The sequence below is a fragment of the Neorhizobium sp. BT27B genome (assembly GCF_050455485.1).
Classification (GTDB): domain Bacteria; phylum Pseudomonadota; class Alphaproteobacteria; order Rhizobiales; family Rhizobiaceae; genus Neorhizobium.
The window spans coordinates 104,838-123,390 of sequence record NZ_JBCIYT010000008.1 but is presented as its reverse complement, the minus strand read 5'-3'; the positions used below and the strand labels follow the sequence as shown (position 1 = coordinate 123,390).

General features: G+C 57.3%; 18 protein-coding genes. 5 read left to right on the top strand and 13 right to left on the bottom strand.

Annotated elements, in window-relative coordinates; translation table 11 throughout:
- Positions 1-22: 22 nt before the first annotated feature.
- Positions 23-940, top strand: a complete 918-nt coding sequence (locus tag AAIH70_RS21150) for an SMP-30/gluconolactonase/LRE family protein (RefSeq protein ID WP_430035418.1) — start codon at positions 23-25, stop codon at positions 938-940.
- Positions 941-1,087: 147 nt separating this feature from the next.
- Here AAIH70_RS21150 and AAIH70_RS21145 read toward each other — a convergent pair whose 3' ends face one another.
- From AAIH70_RS21145 to AAIH70_RS21100, 10 genes are all read right to left on the bottom strand, one after another.
- Positions 1,088-1,834 (bottom strand): HipA domain-containing protein, encoded by a 747-nt coding sequence (locus AAIH70_RS21145; RefSeq protein ID WP_430035416.1) that lies wholly within the window; start codon positions 1,832-1,834, stop codon positions 1,088-1,090.
- A gap of 277 nt (positions 1,835-2,111) precedes the next feature.
- Complete coding sequence (locus AAIH70_RS21140) at positions 2,112-2,453, bottom strand: helix-turn-helix transcriptional regulator (RefSeq protein ID WP_430035413.1); 342 nt, start codon at positions 2,451-2,453, stop codon at positions 2,112-2,114.
- A 441-nt stretch (positions 2,454-2,894) separates the two neighbouring features.
- Positions 2,895-3,785: a ribokinase gene (locus tag AAIH70_RS21135; RefSeq protein WP_430035411.1), complete on the bottom strand. Its 891-nt coding sequence runs from the start codon at positions 3,783-3,785 to the stop codon at positions 2,895-2,897.
- 12 nt (positions 3,786-3,797) lie between these two features.
- On the bottom strand, positions 3,798-5,615 hold the full coding sequence (locus AAIH70_RS21130) for an ABC transporter ATP-binding protein (RefSeq protein ID WP_430035408.1): 1,818 nt from the start codon (positions 5,613-5,615) through the stop codon (positions 3,798-3,800).
- A gap of 4 nt (positions 5,616-5,619) precedes the next feature.
- A complete protein-coding gene (locus AAIH70_RS21125; protein WP_132277704.1) occupies positions 5,620-6,561 on the bottom strand; it encodes an ABC transporter permease in 942 nt (313 codons plus the stop codon).
- Positions 6,561-7,535 carry an ABC transporter permease gene (locus tag AAIH70_RS21120; RefSeq protein WP_132277702.1) on the bottom strand — a complete coding sequence of 325 codons (975 nt, stop codon included), beginning with the start codon at positions 7,533-7,535 and terminating at the stop codon, positions 6,561-6,563. Before AAIH70_RS21120 ends, AAIH70_RS21125 begins: the two co-directional genes overlap by 1 nt.
- Positions 7,532-8,512 (bottom strand): nucleoside hydrolase, encoded by a 981-nt coding sequence (locus tag AAIH70_RS21115; RefSeq protein WP_430035405.1) that lies wholly within the window; start codon positions 8,510-8,512, stop codon positions 7,532-7,534. The genes AAIH70_RS21120 and AAIH70_RS21115 overlap by 4 nt, the downstream gene beginning before the upstream one ends.
- A complete protein-coding gene (locus AAIH70_RS21110; RefSeq protein ID WP_132277698.1) occupies positions 8,509-9,471 on the bottom strand; it encodes a nucleoside hydrolase in 963 nt (320 codons plus the stop codon). The genes AAIH70_RS21115 and AAIH70_RS21110 overlap by 4 nt, the downstream gene beginning before the upstream one ends.
- 35 nt (positions 9,472-9,506) lie before the next feature.
- Positions 9,507-10,388 (bottom strand): dihydrodipicolinate synthase family protein, encoded by an 882-nt coding sequence (locus AAIH70_RS21105; RefSeq protein ID WP_430035403.1) that lies wholly within the window; start codon positions 10,386-10,388, stop codon positions 9,507-9,509.
- A 25-nt stretch (positions 10,389-10,413) separates the two neighbouring features.
- A complete protein-coding gene (locus AAIH70_RS21100; RefSeq protein WP_132277694.1) occupies positions 10,414-11,964 on the bottom strand; it encodes an ABC transporter substrate-binding protein in 1,551 nt (516 codons plus the stop codon).
- A gap of 130 nt (positions 11,965-12,094) precedes the next feature.
- Here AAIH70_RS21100 and AAIH70_RS21095 point away from each other — a divergent pair, with 130 nt between their 5' ends.
- Positions 12,095-12,988 carry a LysR family transcriptional regulator gene (locus AAIH70_RS21095; protein WP_430035401.1) on the top strand — a complete coding sequence of 298 codons (894 nt, stop codon included), beginning with the start codon at positions 12,095-12,097 and terminating at the stop codon, positions 12,986-12,988.
- 381 nt (positions 12,989-13,369) lie between these two features.
- On the opposite strand, the gene AAIH70_RS21090 is transcribed toward AAIH70_RS21095, so the two are convergent.
- Both AAIH70_RS21090 and AAIH70_RS21085 read right to left on the bottom strand, forming a co-directional pair.
- Complete coding sequence (locus tag AAIH70_RS21090) at positions 13,370-13,852, bottom strand: pyridoxamine 5'-phosphate oxidase family protein (protein WP_430035689.1); 483 nt, start codon at positions 13,850-13,852, stop codon at positions 13,370-13,372.
- A gap of 92 nt (positions 13,853-13,944) precedes the next feature.
- Positions 13,945-14,361 carry an NUDIX hydrolase gene (locus AAIH70_RS21085; RefSeq protein ID WP_430035399.1) on the bottom strand — a complete coding sequence of 139 codons (417 nt, stop codon included), beginning with the start codon at positions 14,359-14,361 and terminating at the stop codon, positions 13,945-13,947.
- A 188-nt stretch (positions 14,362-14,549) separates the two neighbouring features.
- Here AAIH70_RS21085 and AAIH70_RS21080 point away from each other — a divergent pair, with 188 nt between their 5' ends.
- Together AAIH70_RS21080 and AAIH70_RS21075 are read left to right on the top strand one after the other, a co-directional pair.
- Entirely contained in the window at positions 14,550-16,232 is a 1,683-nt protein-coding gene (locus AAIH70_RS21080; protein WP_430035397.1) for an FAD/NAD(P)-binding protein, read from the top strand.
- 21 nt (positions 16,233-16,253) lie between these two features.
- Complete coding sequence (locus tag AAIH70_RS21075; protein WP_430035396.1) at positions 16,254-17,024, top strand: MOSC domain-containing protein; 771 nt, start codon at positions 16,254-16,256, stop codon at positions 17,022-17,024.
- 821 nt (positions 17,025-17,845) lie between these two features.
- Here AAIH70_RS21075 and AAIH70_RS21070 read toward each other — a convergent pair.
- Positions 17,846-18,142, bottom strand: coding sequence for a BON domain-containing protein (locus tag AAIH70_RS21070; protein WP_132277684.1), 297 nt, complete (start codon positions 18,140-18,142; stop codon positions 17,846-17,848).
- Positions 18,143-18,314: 172 nt separating this feature from the next.
- Here AAIH70_RS21070 and AAIH70_RS21065 point away from each other — a divergent pair, with 172 nt between their 5' ends.
- Entirely contained in the window at positions 18,315-18,518 is a 204-nt protein-coding gene (locus AAIH70_RS21065; protein WP_430035394.1) for a hypothetical protein, read from the top strand.
- Positions 18,519-18,553: the final 35 nt, after the last annotated feature.

Below are 18,553 nucleotides of genomic sequence, written 5' to 3'. Positions count from 1 at the left end.
ATATCGATTGGACTTAAAGACCATGCCGCAGCCATCTTCCATCTACGAGATCCATGACGACCGTTTCCGCCACCTGATTGTCGGGACGTCGGATCTGGAGGAACTTTATTCCGACTGCCGATGGGCTGAAGGGCCAGTCTGGTTTGCAGATCTCGGCTGCCTGATCTTCAGTGATATTCCCAATCAGCGCATGTTGCGCTGGACGGAAGGCAGTGGCGTATCGACCTATCGCTCGCCGTCAAACTTCGCCAATGGCAACACGCGCGATCGGCAAGGCCGGCTTGTCACCTGCGAACATGGCGGCCGGCGCGTGACCCGCACCGAAATCGACGGTTCGATCACCGTGCTGGCCGACAGCTATCAGGGCAAACGCCTGAACTCGCCCAACGATGTGGTCGTCAAATCTGATGGCAGCGTGTGGTTCACCGATCCCACCTACGGCATCAAGTCAGACTATGAGGGATATCGCGCCGAGCCGGAGCAAGCGACACGCAACGTCTACCGGCTTGATCCGGCAAACGGCAGACTTGATGCCGTCATCACCGATTTCGGCCAGCCCAATGGCCTTGCGTTTTCGCCGGACGAAAAAACGCTTTACGTTGCGGATTCATCCTCCAGCCACGACACCAGCGCGCCGCGCCACATCCGCGCCCTCGATATGGCCGAAGACGGTCATGTCTCCAACAGCCGCGTGTTCTGCGAACTCGACAACGGCCTGCCGGATGGAATTCGCCTCGATATTCACGGCAATCTGTGGACCAGCGCCGGCGATGGCGTGCATTGTTTCGGGCCGAATGGAAAGCTGCTCGGAAAAATCCTTATTCCGCAGACGGTCGCCAATATCACCTTCGGCGGGCCACGCAAAAACCGCCTGTTCATAACGGCAACGCGGTCGCTGTATGCCGTCTACACCGCGACCAACGGCAGTTCTATCGGATAAATGCTCCATGGCCGCTTCGCTTTTATCCGCCGTCAGGGCCGGGAAGCGGATAGAAGACGAGCTTCGGTTGCTTGCAGGGCGGGACAAGCAGCCGCCAGCGCGGCTTTCCAAAGGGCGGCCTCCCGCTGGCGGCCAGCAGGCAGTCACTCACCAATTCGTCACGGATCCATCCCGACGCTTCAGGTGCGGGGCCTCCCAGAATTCGAAACTCTGCCTTGCCAGCAACTCTTCGTTCACCTCGATACCAAGGCCAGGAGCGTCGGAGACCGGATAAAACGCGCCTTCGAGCTTGGGCTGGACCGGGAAGAAATCCGAATTTTCAAAGCCAAGATGCGTTTCGGCGGGGCTGTTGCGGATCTCCAGCCATGAGAAATTCGGTACAGCCGCACAGAAATGCACGGTCGCGGCCGTGCAGACGGGTCCAAGCGACCGGCGATACCAAGCGTCGCCCGCGTGGAATCGGTCAAAGCGCTGAACAAGCAACACGTCTTTCCCGGATGCGCGAACGATTTCTACCGGCGCCACGTTAAGTCCCGAAAGAGCTGCTAGGCGCATCGCAATATATTCGCCCTTCACCACGCTATAAGCGTCGGAACTGCTCGAGAATTTTGCAATGAATTTACGAGCACCATCTTCGATTAGGGCTTTTGGCCTCGCCCCACCGATCGAACTGCCGTGATGGAGAGCTTGATCAAGTTCGGGGCTGAGAGGAAGATTTTTCTCAACTCGTTCTGCGGCGGTCAGAAGTTGATCAAGAGTGGCCTGGCCGGTCCCCCGGCCAATATAGTGCGTCGCCGATGCTTGGAAATCGAGCGCCCCAATTCGGTCTGAGCCTGACTCAAGTAAAAAAGTCAGTTCATCAAGGTCCAGTCCATTCAACTCGCCGCCTTTCACGCCGAACGCGCGATTAAGAATAACACGACGTCCCTATGCGTCGGGCGAAGCGTCGCGAATGGAGCTGGCCATTGAAAGACCATGGAGAGGTCTTATCTCGCCCGTCTCGAGCGGTAATTCCGGGAGATAAAGGGCAACCGAGCGCGGGTCTTCGAGATAAGATCGACCATAAACGAAGCTGATTCCGCCATTCGTCACTGCAAGGCGACCGGCCACTACTGGATCGGGGCTTTCTGATCGCCACACCCATACGAACGCTTCTGTTGGCTGCGGCTTTTTAGAAGTCATTGTCGACCGCTGTCTGTTTTCGTGGGCGCGCATATTTGGGTAGAAGCGTAAGGCGTTTTTGAAGGTCTTCGTTTCTGAACGTGATACCAGCAAGATCTTCGTCGAAAAGCCGAATGCCGAGAACGGTACATGCCTCAAAGGCAAGGCCCAGCTCCACTTTGGGATCTCCTTGTTCGAGCCGCTGAAGAGTTCCGCGTGTTATGCCGAGCCGGCCGGCAAGCTCCTGCGCCGTCATCTTGCGAGATTTACGCTCAAGCTGGATCATACTCCCCAGGACGCTAACCGCAGCAACCGTATATCGAGCGTAGCTCTGTTTTTTAGTGGCCGGCATTGGTCGATTCATCAATCACATAGCGACAATATGCGCTATGCATCGAGCTAGCGCAACACTTTCGCATTGTTCACTATTGAAAGATACATCGAACACATTCGCGCTATATGCGCCATGCATCGAACAAAAATTTCACCAAGATATTAGGGCGTCACCGTGCCGGTTTGCTCGTGAGCTCCAGCCAACACCCTTACGCTTTGAACACAATCGAACCACCGACCTGTGGAGTAGATAACTAAGTTTCTAATATCTTGTATTTTTAAGACCGCTCTCTGATCGGGCAGCTGATTAATTTCAGCGGGAACGATTTTTTGAGATACCTCCACAAATTTTTGATTTGGTTAATGCGCTGCTCGCCAATCATATTGGCGCATTAGTGTCGATGTCGATTCCCATCAGACGTTGAACACATTTTTTAAGAGTCCTCACAGATGGGAAGCGTTAAGATCTCGTATCGGTGAGAGCAAGCTGTGTTTCTTGAAATGACGGGATGCTGCTTTGGCTCCCTGCCCGAGAGCACGCCAAACCAGCGGCAACCGATGCTCTTTGCATGGCCACCTTCAATGGCAGGTCGCGATCAAGCGCAGACGCCAGTACTCCGACAAAACAATCGCCAGCCGCCGTTGTATCCTGAACATATACCGACATAGCAGCGATGCGGACATTTTCTCCAAAAGCACACGCTTCCGCGCCATCACCGCCGAGTGTACGCAGAACACCGGTATCGAGGTGCGCAGACAGTGCTTCCGCCGAAGGGCCGCAGCCAAGCCAACCGGCCAGTGCTTCCGCCTCATCCTCGTTGACCACGACAAGATCACACAGCGACAGAACCTGTTGCGACAAGGGAAAGGCAGGCGCCAGATTGAGGATCGAGGTCGCCTTCACGGCAAGCGAACGGCGGATCAGCTTTTCCACCTCGGCGACATCATTTTCCATTTGCAGGAGAACGATGTTCGCCCGCGCGAGCAGGCCTTCCTCCACCATATCCGAAGACGCCGCCAGATTGGCGCCGCTTGCGACAACGATCATGTTGCGGCCATTGGCGTCGATATGGATCGAGGCATTGCCGGTTGGCTCCGTGACACGCGCAACCCGGCTGATATCCGTGGCAGCGGACAGGTTCTGCAAGCCAATCTTGGCCAGACTATCATAGCCGACAGCACCGACCATGACCACCTCGGCGCCATCACGCGCCGCCGCCAACGCCTGATTGGCGCCTTTGCCACCGGATTCGGTACGAAACTTTTTGGCAAGCAGCGTCTGGCCAGGTTGCGGCATGTCTTCGACCTCGTAGACGAAGTCGACATTGATGGAGCCGAAGGTGATGATCATGGCATGTTCCCCTTACGCGACCTGCACGAAGTGACCTTCGCCGGCTTCTTCATAAGTGCGCTTCGGGGCTACATAATTGGCGGCGCGGAACGGGCTTTTGATCTCGTCATTGGAGATGCGGCGCGTCTGCCGACGTGACGGATCGGCGATCGGCACCGCTGCCATCAGCCGCTTAGTGTAGTCGTGCTGCGGGTTTTCAAACACGGCCTGACGCGGGCCGATCTCGACGATTTCACCGAGATACATGACCGCGACGCGGTGGCTGATACGCTCCACAACGGCCATGTCATGGCTGATGAAGAGATAACCGAGGCCAAGCTTTTCCTGCAGGTCGAGCATCAGGTTGATGACCTGCGCCTTGACTGAGACGTCGAGCGCCGAAACGGACTCATCGGCGATCAGCAGTTTTGGCTCCAGAGCAAGCGCACGGGCAATGCAGACACGCTGGCGCTGGCCGCCGGAAAACTCGTGCGGGAAACGATCCGCCATCGAAGCGGCAAGACCGACACGCTCCAGCAGCTCGCCGACACGCTGGCGGGCATCCGACGCCTTGACCAGACCATGGCTGATGATCGGCTCGGCAATCGCCTGACCGACACGAATGCGCGGATTTAGGCTTTCGAACGGGTCCTGAAAGATCATCTGTGCTTCACGGCGAATATCCGTCAGTTCCGATTTTCCGGCTTTCAGCACGTTTTTGCCGTCGATCTGCACTTCACCGGAGACAGGGTCCGTCAAACGAATGATCGAGCGTCCAGTCGTGGACTTGCCACAGCCGCTCTCGCCGACCAGCGACAGGGTTTCGCCCTGACGCAGTTCCAACGACACGCCTTCAACGGCATGGATGCGGCCGATCGTTTTGCGCAAAAAGCCCTGCTTGACCGGGAAACGGGTGATTAGGTTGTCGACCTTGAGGATCGGTGGCTGATTGCGCTTGACGGTGTCTTCGGTCGGCTTGACCGGATGGATTTCGCCCGTTGCCATGTCGACATGCGGGAAGCGCAATGGCCGATCCTTGCCCGTCATCGAGCCCAACTGCGGCACGGCTGACAGAAGCGCGCGGGTATACGGATGTTTGGCGCCGGCAAACAGGTCATGCGTGGTGCCGGTCTCAACCTGTTCGCCGCGATACATGACGACGGTGCGATCGGAAATTTCCGCGACCACACCCATGTCGTGGGTTATGAAGAGAACGGACATGCCCTCCTCTTCCTGCAGCGTCTTGATCAGCTCGAGGATCTGCGCCTGGATGGTGACGTCGAGCGCCGTGGTCGGCTCATCGGCGATCAGCAGCTTTGGATCGCAGGCAAGGGCGATGGCAATAACGACGCGCTGGCGCATGCCGCCCGAAAAATTCATCGGGTACTCATTGAGGCGCGATTTTGCCGACGGAATACGCACCTTTTCCAGAAGCCGCACGGCTTCCGCCTGTGCTTGGGCTTGCGACATGCCGCGATGCTGGCGCAGAACCTCGGTGATCTGATCGCCGATCTTCAGCACCGGGTTGAGCGAGGTCATCGGTTCCTGAAAGATCATGCCGATGCGGTTGCCGCGGATTTTCTGCATGTCGTCGAGCGGGATCGACAGAAGGTCCTTGCCCTCGAACTCGATCTTGCCGGTGACGCGCGAATTGCCGGGCGACAGAAGCCGCATGATCGACATGGCGGTGACGCTCTTGCCGGAGCCGCTTTCGCCGACGACTGCGACAGTTTCCTTCGGTGCGATGTCGAAGCTCACGTTGTTGACGACATTGCGCCACTCGCTGCCGACCCGGAAGGCCGTGTTGAGGTTGGAAATCTTGAGAATTGGACCAGTGTTGGTATTGCTCATGATCTTAGCCCTCACGACGCGGATTGAGGATGTCGCGCAAGGAATCGCCGATCAGATTGATCGCGACGATGAGCAACAGAAGCGCGATGCCCGGAAAGAAGCTGATCCAGTAATCACCTGACAACAGATATTCGAAACCGTTCGAAATCAGCAGGCCGAGCGACGGTTCGGTGACCGGCAGGCCGATACCGAGGAAGGACAGCGTCGCTTCCAGCATGATCGCGTACGCGACACGCATGGTGGCGACGACGATCAGCGGCGGCAGGCAGTTCGGCAGGATATGCCGGAACAGGATGCTGCGATCCGGCAGCGCCATGGAGCGGGCGGCATCGACATAGGCGCGCTTGCGCTCGATCAGCGCCGAACCGCGGATCGTGCGGGCGTAATAGGCCCATTGGGTCACGACCAGCGCCAGAATGATCTTGTCGACGCCCTGTCCAAGGATGGCGAGAAAGATCAGCGCGATCAGGATTGCCGGAAAGCTGAGCTGGATATCGACGATACGCATCAGGATCGAATCCGTGCGGCCACCGACATAAGCACTTGTGAGGCCGATCGACGCGCCGATGACGAGCGCGATGGCGGCACTGGAGAGACCGACGAGAATACTGGTGCGCAGGCCGTAGAGAATGGCGCTGAACAGGTCACGGCCCTGCGTATCGGTGCCGAGCAGATAGGTCATGCCCGACATGCTTTCCGAACCGGGCTGCAAACGCCCGTCGAGAATATCCAGCTGCGCCAGATCATACGGGTTTTGCGGCGCGATCAGCGGCGCAAAAACGGCGGCGAGAATGAAGATCGTTACCAGCACGATGCCGAGCAGCGCCAGCTTGTCATGCAGCAGGGCATAGATGACTTCGCGGGTAGGAGAGCGCGAGGCGGATTTCGCGCCGCTGTTGGCGGCTGTATGCACCGAAGTGGTCGAGGTCGAATTGTTGTCGGTCATCACGAGTTCCCCTCAAGACGGACGCGGGGATCGACGATTGAATAGAGGATGTCGACCAGCAGGTTGATGACGCTGAACATCACGACGGTGATCATCAGGTAGGCGAGGATGACGGGGCGATCGAGAACGCCGATGGCGTCTATGATCAGCTTGCCCATGCCCGGCCATGCAAAGATGGTCTCGGTGACGACGGCAAAGGCAATCAGAGAACCGAGCTCGAGCCCGATGACGGTGATGAGCGGGATCAGCGTGTTCTTCAGCACATGCACGGTGACGATACGGCGTTCCGTCAGGCCTTTGGCGCGCGCGAAGCGGACGAAATCCAGCTGCATGGTTTCCATCACGCCGGCGCGGGTAAGGCGGATGACCAGCGAGATCTTGAACAGCGCCAGATTGAAGGCCGGCAGAAACAGATGCGACAGGCCATCCCACGTGAACACCGAGAGCGGCACGCCGAGCATATTGACGGTATCGCCACGGCCGGAAGACGGCAGCCAGCCGAGATAGACACTGAAATACATGATCATCACCAGACCGATCCAGAAGGTCGGCAGGCTGAAGCCGAGGATCGAGAAGGTCATGATCGACTTGGAAATGAAACCTTTCGGCTTCAGGCCGGCATAAACACCCAGCGGAATGCCGATGACCAGCGCCATGAACAATGCGACGAAGGCCAGTTCCAGCGTTGCCGGCATACGGTTGAGGATCAGCGTCAGGGCCGGCTGGTTGAACACGAAGGAATTGCCGAGGTCACCGGACAACGCGCGGGTCAGGAAAAGCCAGTATTGTTCCCAGACCGGCCGATCGAGGCCAAAGGACTGGATGACCTGAAGACGTTCCGCCGGCGTCGCCGTCGAACTCAACAGCACGTCAACCGGATTGCCGACCAGATAGAGGCCGGCAAAGACCAGAACCGACATGACGAGGAGTGTGAGCACGGTCTGCAGCGACCGGCTTAAGAGATATCCGCTCATGCGTTTGAGCCTCCCAGAGTTTGTCCGTAGAGCGCCACGTCGCCATGGCGGGCAATGCGCTCGATCAGCAATTCGATGAACCCGGTTTCGTCGACATCGGTGACGACGGTGGCATTGGCCGGCCGATCCATCTTCTTGTAGAAATCGGCATAGGTATAACCCATCGTCAGGCCTGTGACCTGGACGCCGACAAAAGCCTCGCGGCTGGTGAACAGTTCGGGGCGGATGAGCCAGGCGATCGTCGTCGCGTCATGGATCGGCCCGCCCGGACGACCGAAGCGTTTTTCGTCGCTGCGGTCGAAGGTCGTGAAGAGATTGTAGAGTGCCTCACCCGCCTCGCCGCCAGCGCGAAATCTTTCGAAATGCTCGGCAGTAAAAAGAGCCTGAAAGGTCATGTCGAGCGGCATCAGCACGATCGGTACGCCGGACTGAAAAACGATTTCGGCCGCATGCGGATCTGCATAAATATTGAATTCCGCCCAGGGCGTGCGGTGACCAAGTGCCGTAAACGCACCGCCCATGGAGACGATCTGGCGGATACCGTGCGCCACATCCGGATGCTGGATCAGCGCCAACGCGACATTGGTCAGCGGGCCGATAGCACAGATGGTGATCTGCTCGCCTGCCGCTGCGGCAGCACGTGCCGAACGCACGATGAACTGGATCGCGCTCTCTTTCGAAAGCACGATATCGCCCGCCTTGACCAGCGTATCATCGAACGAGCCGATGCGGGCATATTTGCCAAAAACCTGCTCGCGGACCAGCGGACCACTGGCACCGGCAAAAACCGGCACGTCACGACGACGGCTCACGCCCACCAGCTTGCAGGCATTCGTCACGGTATGTTCGAGCGAGACATTGCCGGCCACGATCGACAGGCCGAGAACCTCGATTTCCGGCGAGGCAAGCGCCATCAGGATGGCGGCGGCATCGTCCACGCCCGGATCCGCATCGATGATGACCTTGTGGATACTCATGCGACAACCTTTTCGTCGGCGTAACGCGACAGGCGCTCGAGGAAAAAGGCGATCACGCCTTCCGCATCGACCTTGGTGACGATGTCGGCATTCGGCTCCAACCCGCTCTTGCCGTACCAGTCGGCAATCGTCTGGCCCATGCAGAGCTCGCTTTCGTATTCAACGAAAACGCGGGCCTTCTGGGTTTCAAACAGGTGCGGTGCAAGAATATAGGCCATGACCAGCGGATCATGCAGCGGACCACCACGCGAGCCGTAACGGCGCACATCGTTGCGATCCCAAAAGGCCATGAGTTCGGCAAGCGTTGCGGAAATGCGGCCGCTGACGCGCGAAAACTCGGCGACATGTTCCGGCTTCAGCATCACCTGATGGGTGGCATCGAGCGCCAGCGCCACGATCGGGATACCACTGGAAAACACCACATGCGCCGCATGCGGATCGGCGAGAACGTTAAATTCCGAAGTCATCGTGCGGTTGCCCGGCTCGCGATAGGCACCGCCCATCATGACGATACGCTCGATACCGTTTGCAAGCGCAGGCTTCATGCGCAGGGCGACGGCAACATTGGTCATCGGGCCAAGGCAGCAGAGCGTGATGCGTTCACCACTTTCGGCGGCCTTGCCGAGCGTTTCGACGAGGAAATCAACTGCGGTCACGTCTTCCGCCTTCTTGACCGGCTCCGGCAACGTCGTGTTGCCGAGGCCCGTCTTGCCGTGAAACTGGCCATGGATCGGCTCGCGCAGCATCGGCCGGAAACAGCCGGCGTAAACGGGAATGTCGGTGCGCTGACCAAGCTCGCAGACCTGCAGCGCATTGCGCACCGTACGCTCCAGCGGCTGGTTGCCGCTAACCGGCGTGATGCCAAGGATGTTCAGTTCCGGCGATACGAATGCGGTCAACAGTGCAATCGTGTCATCGATACCGGGATCACAATCGACGATGATCGAAATCGGCTTCATAAAACAATGCCTCAATGTCTGTGGTATAAAAAGCTTCAGAGCGCGCCGACATCGCGCAACACGCCGGCAATTTCCGCGCGTGCCGCCTCATTCAGCGGCATTTGCGGATGCATGGGGGCGCCTACGGCAAAACCCTGCAGGTCGAGCGCCGTCTTGATGCAGGCGGCGATCGAGTATTTCGCAAAGATCTCGTTGACCTTCCACATCGGCCTTTGCAGATCCATGGCGCGTGTCCAGTCGCCGGCCTTGGCCGCCTCGTAAAGCGCAATGCTTTGCTTGGGCACGATGCAGGCCGGCCCCGCCATCCAGCCGACGCCGCCGATCATCATCACGCAGACCGGAATGTGGGCGGAGGCGGCAAACACCTCCATCCGGCCGTGGGTGCGCTCGATGATGGAGAGGAGACGTCCGGTATTGGTGGAGGCGTCCTTGATGTAACGGATGTTGTCGATGCGGCTCAGTCGTTCGATCACCGGCAGCGACAGGTCCGACCGCTGGAACTGCGGATTGGTGTAGAGCACCACCGGCCGTCCCTTGGCCGCCTTGGCGATCGCCGTAAAATAGGCCTCCACACCCTCGTCGCTCACCGGGAAATAGGCTTCGAGAATGGCCAGAATGCCGTCTGCCCCAGCTTCGACCATGTATTCCGTCTGTGCGAGGGCATCGGCGGTCGAGGTCGACGCCACGCCGGCGACAACGGGAACCCGGCCGCGATTGGCCGAAATCACCGTGTCGACGACGCGACGTCTCTGGTCTTGGGAGAGATAGGCAAATTCACCGGTGCTACCGAGCGGAGCGAGACCATGCACGCCCGCATCGATCAGGTGATCCACCAGATCCGTCAGCACACCCTGAATGACCTCGCCGGACGGACCGATCGGAGAAACGAGATAGGGAAAGACACCGCTGAAAGACATGGTGGACCGCTCCTGTTTTTTTCGATCAGTTCGGCTTCACATAGTAGGGAAGCGTGTAACCATCCGAGCGACCGGCATAGTTGATGTCGCTCTTCACCGCCCATGTGTTGGCGAGGTAGAAGACCGGGATGACACCGAGATCGCCCATGGCGATTTCCGTTGCCTTCTTCAGCAGTTCCTCGCGCTTGGCATCGTCAAGCGTCGAACGCGCTTCGTTCAAAGCCTTGTCGAATTCGGGGTTGGAATAACGGCCGCGATTGCCCTGACCGGCCTTTTCGCCATAGGTCTCGAGGATCGGCCCGAGAACACCCGAAGCTTCGCCGGTTTCAACGGCCGCGCCGCCCATGATGAACGAGAATTCGAGGTTCGAGGCGCGGGTGAAATAGACGCTGCCCGGCAGGGTGGCGACTTCGGTCTTTACGCCGACACGGCTGAAGAACTGGCCGATCGCCTGCGCAACCTTGCTGTCGTTCGGGTAACGGTCGTTGGAGGCGTGGAATGTCAGCGCAAAACCATCCGGATAACCGGCCTTGGCCAGCAGTTCCTTCGCCTTGTTCGGATCATAGGCATCGACCTTGATGGCCGGATCATACCCGAAATAACCTTCCGGCACGACCTGTCCGGCCGGCACGCCCTGGCCGTCCATGATGCGATCGACCAGCGCTTCGCGGTTGATCGACAGCGACAAAGCGCGGCGAACATCGGCGTTCAGCAGCGGGTTCTTGCCATCGGCACCCTTGGCGAACGGCGACTGCTCGCGGTTCTGGTCCATGTGCAGATACATGATGCGGTTGCCGGCAATGTTGACGACCTTCATCTGATCGGAGGCTTCCAGACGGCGCGTATCGGCAGTCGGGATGTTCTCGATCATATCGACATCACCCGAAAGCATGGCGGCAACACGGGCGCTCGGGTTCTTGAAGACGCGGAACGTCACCTTGTCCCACGGGGCCTTTTCGCCCCAATAGGTGTCATTCTTGGCGACAACGACATTGTCGTCCGGCGACCATGAGACGAACTTGAACGGGCCGGTGCCGATGACACCCTTGCCGGTGTTCATGTCACCGGTCGGCACCTTTTCCATCTCGGCCGGCAGGATGGCGATGCGACTAAGGTTGTTCAAAAGCAGAGGTGTCGGGCCGGATGTCTTGATTCGCACGGTCAGCGGATCGACGGCGGTGACTTCGGTAATCGCCTTCACATAAGCCGCAAACGAGCTGGGGCTATTGGTCGATGCGAGCGGAATGCGCTTGATGCTGGCAACCACATCTTCAGCGGCAAAATCGCTACCGTCGTGGAATTTCACGCCTTCACGCAGCTTGAATTCCCAGGTCGTGTCATCAACGATCTTCCAGGACACAGCCAGCGCCGGCTGGATCTGCTGCTTGTCGTCCTGATTGACGAGGCCATCGAAAATGTTGCGCGCCATCGCGCTGTTCGGGCCAACGACATAGAATTGCGGGTCCATGGACGTCGTCGAAGCGGACAGACCAACGGTCAGATCCCGAGCCTGGCTTGCGAGCGGCATGGCAAATACAGACGCTGCCAATGCGGCTGCGAACACACAAAACTTCATAATGGGGACTCCTCCGAGTTGTCCAGTCCGCACTCTCCCTGCGGGTAAACTTCAATTAACGTTTTACCTGACAAAAGAAAAATTGCATTTTGTACTTAATTCATGCCGAGATGTTATGGGAGGGTAGAAATTGAAACTGAAACCTAGGCAGGTGGAGGCTTTTCGGGCGGTTATGATGGCGGGCGGTATAACGGCTGCTGCCGACGCGATGAACGTCACACAGCCAGCCGTCAGTCGCCTCATCCGTGACCTTGAGGACATCGTGCAGATGACGCTGTTCGAGAGGGTGGGCGCCCGGTTGGTGCCGACGGCGGAGGCGACGCAGTTCTATCGCGAGGTGGAGCGGCTCTATCTCGGTCTTGACCAGATCGCGCAGGCTGCTGATGATATCCGCCTGCACAAGAACACGGTTCTGCGGATTGGCAGCGTCACGTCTCTCGTTCGGCCATATCTTCACAGGGCGATCATCGATGTGATCGGCGACCGACTGGACATTCCGCTGGTCATCGATGTCGAGAACAGCCGTTACATCTGGGACATGGTGGATCAGAACCGCTACGATCTCGGGCTTGTTTTCGGATCGCCCCGGATGGCCGACAAGAATGCCGTGCTTCTGCACAGTTCGAATGCGGTCGCGGCCATGACGATGGATCACCGTCTGGCATCCCGTCACGTCGTCACTCCCAACGACCTTCTCGATGAGCGCGTTCTTCTGCCCGGTCGAAACTCCCCATTGAGGCTAGCGCTCGATCGCGCCTTTTCGATAGAGGAGCAACAGCCCATCAGCACGATGGAGACGTCGATGCTGAACTGCTGTTACTTCGCGGCAGCAGGCATGGGCGTCGGCCTTGTCGACCAAACCAGCCTTCGCTCGGCCGGAGCGCAGGTTATGGCGATACCATTCGAGCCGAAAATCGAGGTATCTTACTACGCAGTACGACCCGTCGGCGCTCAGAGAATAGCTGTTCTTGATGAGCTGATCGCAAGGATGCGGAGCATGATGAGCGTGGAAGAGCTCACATAGAGAGGAGGTCATGACGAGATCGAACCGGCGGCATTAGTGAGACACATATTAATGCTCGCGCTTTCAATCATTTAAGCGTTTTGATTATACTTGTGATCGTATTAGATAGGAACCCGTCGAATTCTCCTCCCATCTAAGAACAATCCTGACAGGGGGCCTCGAAAGCGTTTGTGTTAGATTTTAGTCAGCAACTTTGATTGTAGTTGGTGAAGATCTCCAACGCGCGATACCTTGAGCGAGTGCAGGTGAGCGAGCAACCGCTTCAGGCAATAGGCATCGCGGCCCTGGCCGGCTTCGTCTACGGAATGGTTCGCTAATTCCTATAAACAGCGATGCCGAACGGCTCTTCGCGAGCCGTTCGGTTTCTGTTTAACCTGCGGCTTACATCGTCACTTTTGCGTTGTCGCCAAGATCAGGGCGAGCACTGCTGACCGCAGCTGCTGCCATCTTGATGTAGCTGATGACAGTGCCCGGACTATCCCAATATTCAGCCGAGGACGGAATCACTTTGAGAATTCGGATCGTTGGATCCTCGGCACTATCCCACCAAGCTTTGGCCGGCGTCGCCCAAAGGTCGCGGATTTTCTCGCGATCGTTCTGGATTTCGGCCGTGCCGGAAATGGAAACATATTTTTGGCCCTTGGAGTCTGCGAATGCCAGGCAGACGTTTGGAGAACGAGCGATCTCCTCATCCTTGTGACTGGCTACGTCCGTCAGAAAATAGACGGCGTTCTGGCTGCGATCTGCGTAGGCGGACATTGGACGGGCACGCAGGACACCGCCACCTTGCGTCGTCAGCATGCAGAAGCCGATCTTGTCGATCAGTTCCCAAACCCTTGCAGTATCGTCACTCGCTTCAGTCATAAAAATCTCCTTCGTTGCGAAGGACAAACGAGACAGATGCAGCGACGTTCCCGTAGAAAATCCGACGACAGGACTGTATGCTCATGCGGTCGTCATTGCCGGAGTGGCTGAACCTGACGCAGACTGTCGATCAGCACTTTTCTATAGTCCGGCATTGCCAGTTCAAGCGCGTCGATTTCGTCGACAGAAAACCAGCCAAGTTCCGAATGTTCATGGCCAAGCAATTCAGCGGAACCGCCGGTCCATTGCCTGACGACGTAGATGTGAAACGGTGACTTCTGCTTCTCATCCTCATCTTCATACAGGATGGCGATCTGATTGAATGCGAGGGGTGTCAATCCGACTTCCTCCAGGCATTCACGAACAAGGGCGATATCGAGGCCCTCGCCTTTTTCCGCATGGCCACCGACTATATCCCATTTGTCTGGCGACCATTTTCGGTGATGGGCGCGCTTCACGAGCAGGGCCTTCTCGCCGTCTATGAAAATCGCGCATACAAGCCGAGCCATTGTTTCCCCTGCAAATTGGATTGTGCTGTTTCCAGGCCAAGGACAACAGATCCATCTTCATCCGGTTCCACCGCATATTTGTCCCGCGGTCAGTCTGGAAACGTACGAATTCCCTCCCCGCCGGAACAGCATGCGACGGTCGCCGTTAGATGAGGGTGCCGCGATGGGCGGCGCTGGAGTAATGGCGTATGCGCAGCAGAATTTGCATAATCGGTTCAGGTCCCACCGGCATCTTCACGCTAAAGAACCTTATCAAATCCACCATTCCGCTCACCATCAGCATATATGAGGCCGAGCAGAATGCGGGAAAAGGCACGCCTTATCTTCCCGACGCCAATGATCCGGTCATGCTTTCCAACATTCCAAGCATCGAGATCCCGATGCTTCCTGAAACGCTCGTTGATTGGCTGAGCCGTCGAAGCGACAACTATCTCGCCATGTTCTCAATCGTGCGATCAAACATCAACGGGCGAGAATTCTATCCTCGGCTGGTCCTTGGTGACTATTTCCAGGATCAATTTGCGACGATCCTAGCGGACGGTCGCAACCATGGCCACGTTATCGAAGTGCACAGCGGCCACCGGGTGAACGACATTGCGCTCGACACAGACGATATCCGTATCAGGGTCGGTTCACCTGACGAAGAATTCGACGCGGTGTTCGACCACGTCGTGATGGCAACTGGACATAGCTGGCCAGCGCATACCGAAATCCGGCCCGGCTACTTTTCCTCCCCGTGGCCGGCAGCGGCGCTTAAATCGGCAGGCCATGGCCGGCTTGGGGTACTGGGCACGTCATTGAGCGGGATCGATGCGCTGTTGACGGTTGCATCGTCGCGTGGATCGTTTGTCCTTGATGGGGCTGGCGATCTGCAATTCCAGCCAGCGGCTGCCTACAAAGATTTTTCGGCTGCGATGATGTCGCGCAAGGGACTGCTGCCGGAGGCGGATTTCTACTGTCCCCTTCCGTATTTGAACCCTGCCTTCTGCACGCAGCAGGCAGTCGACAAAGAAATAGCATCTGGCCCATCCGGATTGCTTGACAGGATCTTCGATCTTTTCCGCAAGGAAATCACAACAGCAGATCCGAACTATGCTGCCGAGATTGGTTTGAGCCTCGTGACAGTCGATACCTTTGCGGACGCCTATTACGGTCGACGTTCGAAGGTCGATCCCTTTGTCTGGGCCGCATCCAACCTGGCGGAGGCCGAGCGCAATATCGAACGGCAGTTCACCGTTCCGTGGCGCTACGCGATCCTTATCACACATGAGATCATTGCGCGGGCTATCCCGCATCTCAACACCGATGACCTGCGGCGCTTCAATCGCTCATTCAAGAGCATCTTTGTCGATGAATATGCGACCGTACCGCATCTATCGATCAAACGGCTACTGGCGCTCCGAAATTCCGGCCGGCTCGAGATTATCCGGCTGGAAGAAAGCTATGAGATCGAAACGGGCGACTTGGCGCGCGGCGCACAGATCAACATCGGAAGCAGAAAGGAAGTGTTCGACACATTCATCGACGCGACCGGTCAAAGCTCACTTTCGGCGCAGGACCTTCCCTTCCCGACATTGCTGAAACAAAGCGGCGTCAGGGCGGCTGCTACGCCCGAGCCCGCGAACCTTATTGGTGACGACGAATGTGCGACATTCAAGCGAACTGGCGGGATCGACGTCGATGACTGTTATAGACCTCTTAAAACCGCGCCCTTAACCAACCGGCTATATTGTGTTGCCATTCCTTTCCTCTTGCACAAGCACCCATTCGTCCAGGGTATAACCAGCGCCGCCGAGCTTGGCGAAACCGCAGCACACGCCGTCCTGGAGGATCTCTTGAGTGCGCAAGCGCCTGTGCTGCTGTCAGCCTGAACGGCAGAGGGAACAAAGCCGATGTCCTCGCATTGGCGAATTATGGAAACAATCGGTACCATCAAGGAAATATGGCGCTACCCGGTCAGCTCGCTGGGTGGCGAGTTATGCCGCGAAGCGATAGTCGGCTCAAGTGGCGTTCATGGCGATCGTCAATACGCTCTATTCGACCCGGTTTCTGGGGCCGTGGCAGCGCCAGAAAAAGAGCCGAGATGGCGCCCGGCACTCTTCCTGAGCAGCGCCATCGATGCGGATGGGCCCAAGATTGGTTTCCCGGACGGGTCCTGGCTCAATCTGACAGATCCGGGCCTGCGGAAGATGCTGGGTGGACATTTCGGGTTTGACGTTGCGGTCGGCCGTTATGGAGGAACCGACGCGCGAACCGCATCGCTCCCGCAGGTGAGCAACCGCTACAGTCTCGCTCCTATCCACCTCGTAACAACCGCCTCATTGCAAGAACTGGAAACGATCGTGCCGACATCTCAAATCGATCGACGTCGATTTCGCCCGAACATCCTCGTTGAAGTGCAATCCGAGACAGGTTTTGTGGAGATGCGGTGGATCGGTAAAACGGTCCATCTTGATGGCTTGATGACCAAAATAACGGAGCCGGCAAAGCGCTGCGGCATGACGCTGGTTGCCCAGCCAGGTTTGGACGAACAGGCTGAGATTCTCAGGTCAATCGTTAGGCATGCCAGCAGATCTTTGGGTGTGTATTGCGAGGTCAAAGAACCTGCTCGGGTCCGTGTCGGGGCTTCGGTTTCACGAAGCGCATTGACGACACCCGCATGACGAACAGAGACCCGCGGTGATTTGTTCTTGCAAGCGTTCGACCCACCGATCAATGATTTCGAAGAGGAGCAAGGTTCGAGAGTTGGCTTGTCGAGCAACAAAATTTCACAATGCACACCGGAAGCTGAACCCCGCTGGCGTGATCATCTTGAATCTCTACCGCGAGGGACACCACATGCGCGCGACACTGGAGTCCGCGATGTCCAGGCACCGGGACCTTACCGATCTGAGCGATTTGGCCTAACCATCTTAGTCACGATCGAATGGAGATCTCGTGAAGCCGCAGTTGCTTAGACACCCAGCGACCGCGTGCTCTCCGATGACAGTCACCCTATCGCATCTGTGAGTGCCGTCCGGGCGACTATCGGGATTTCGGGCACCGATCCAGATACGCATTGGCTGCTATGACTTGGGCTGAGTAACGATCATGTCATCGTCGCCCGTGCCTCCAATGTTGCCGGTCAACCTGAAATCGGACACCTCCCAGCACCATCGAGCAACCCGGTTTCCTTTAAGGCCATCGGCCCAGACTTCGGCGCGCTTGTCGCCCTGGTAAAAACCTAACCAGCGATCCGAGCCCGGCGGCTGCAACCATCTAAACGAATTATGAGACAAAGTTTTCCTGTAATTGCCTATTCAACAAGAAGCATAGAGGCATTTTCAGATGCTGCATCAGCAAAACGGGGTTTGTACGGTATTAGACAGTGCTGGTCTTTGGCACTCTCACTGTCCCACGATAGCATTGCGGACTAAAGGAGCGGGAACTGCACAGCTGAAAAGCCCGCTCCAAATGGGCCTCTCAGCGGTCTCTCATGGCTGTTTCAGCCTAACATGAAAGACACGTCGCTTTTGTGCTTGGGCACAACGATCAGCTGGCAGATGATATTGTCCCTCCCGGCAATCTCAGAAGCGAGACGAACGATTTTTGAAAGCTCTCGACCCGATGGGACCGTACCATCAAGAATAATGTGTTGACCGCTCTCCTCGACGAGAACGTCGCTGCAATCGACGTCTTCCAGGTATCGCATCTCAGCTTCGATCGCCGGCTTACCGCAAGACGTTCCGGTCTCGCGGGAAAAACCAAACGCAGCACCGGCATTGAATGTATTGAGAAACATTGGAAACTCCGCTGAAACATGAACCTCAGATGAATAAAACATTCAAGTCTGGTTTAGGTTCCTAAGCCACCGAGAAATTGTCCCGAATTCCCCCTATCATTTTATGGGCATGCCGCTAATTTAGCGACAGGCGATAGTTGTTCTGCGTTCCCGCCGCTAATACGGAGGCTTTATGAACCAGGACGATTTGGCGTCGCTGTCGATCACTGAGATCGCACAGCAACTTGCGGCACTTGCCGCTGCCCTCAGAGAGCTGGCGAAAACACCAATCTTTGACAAACCGGCAAACGACGATGAAGCTGAAGTGGTAAACAGCATCGACTTTTCGGCCGTCGCCGCTGGCGCGCATCGACGCCATGCTGTTTCCGATCATTGACCTACGTCGCCACGTTCGCGCGAGGTTTGGAGGGG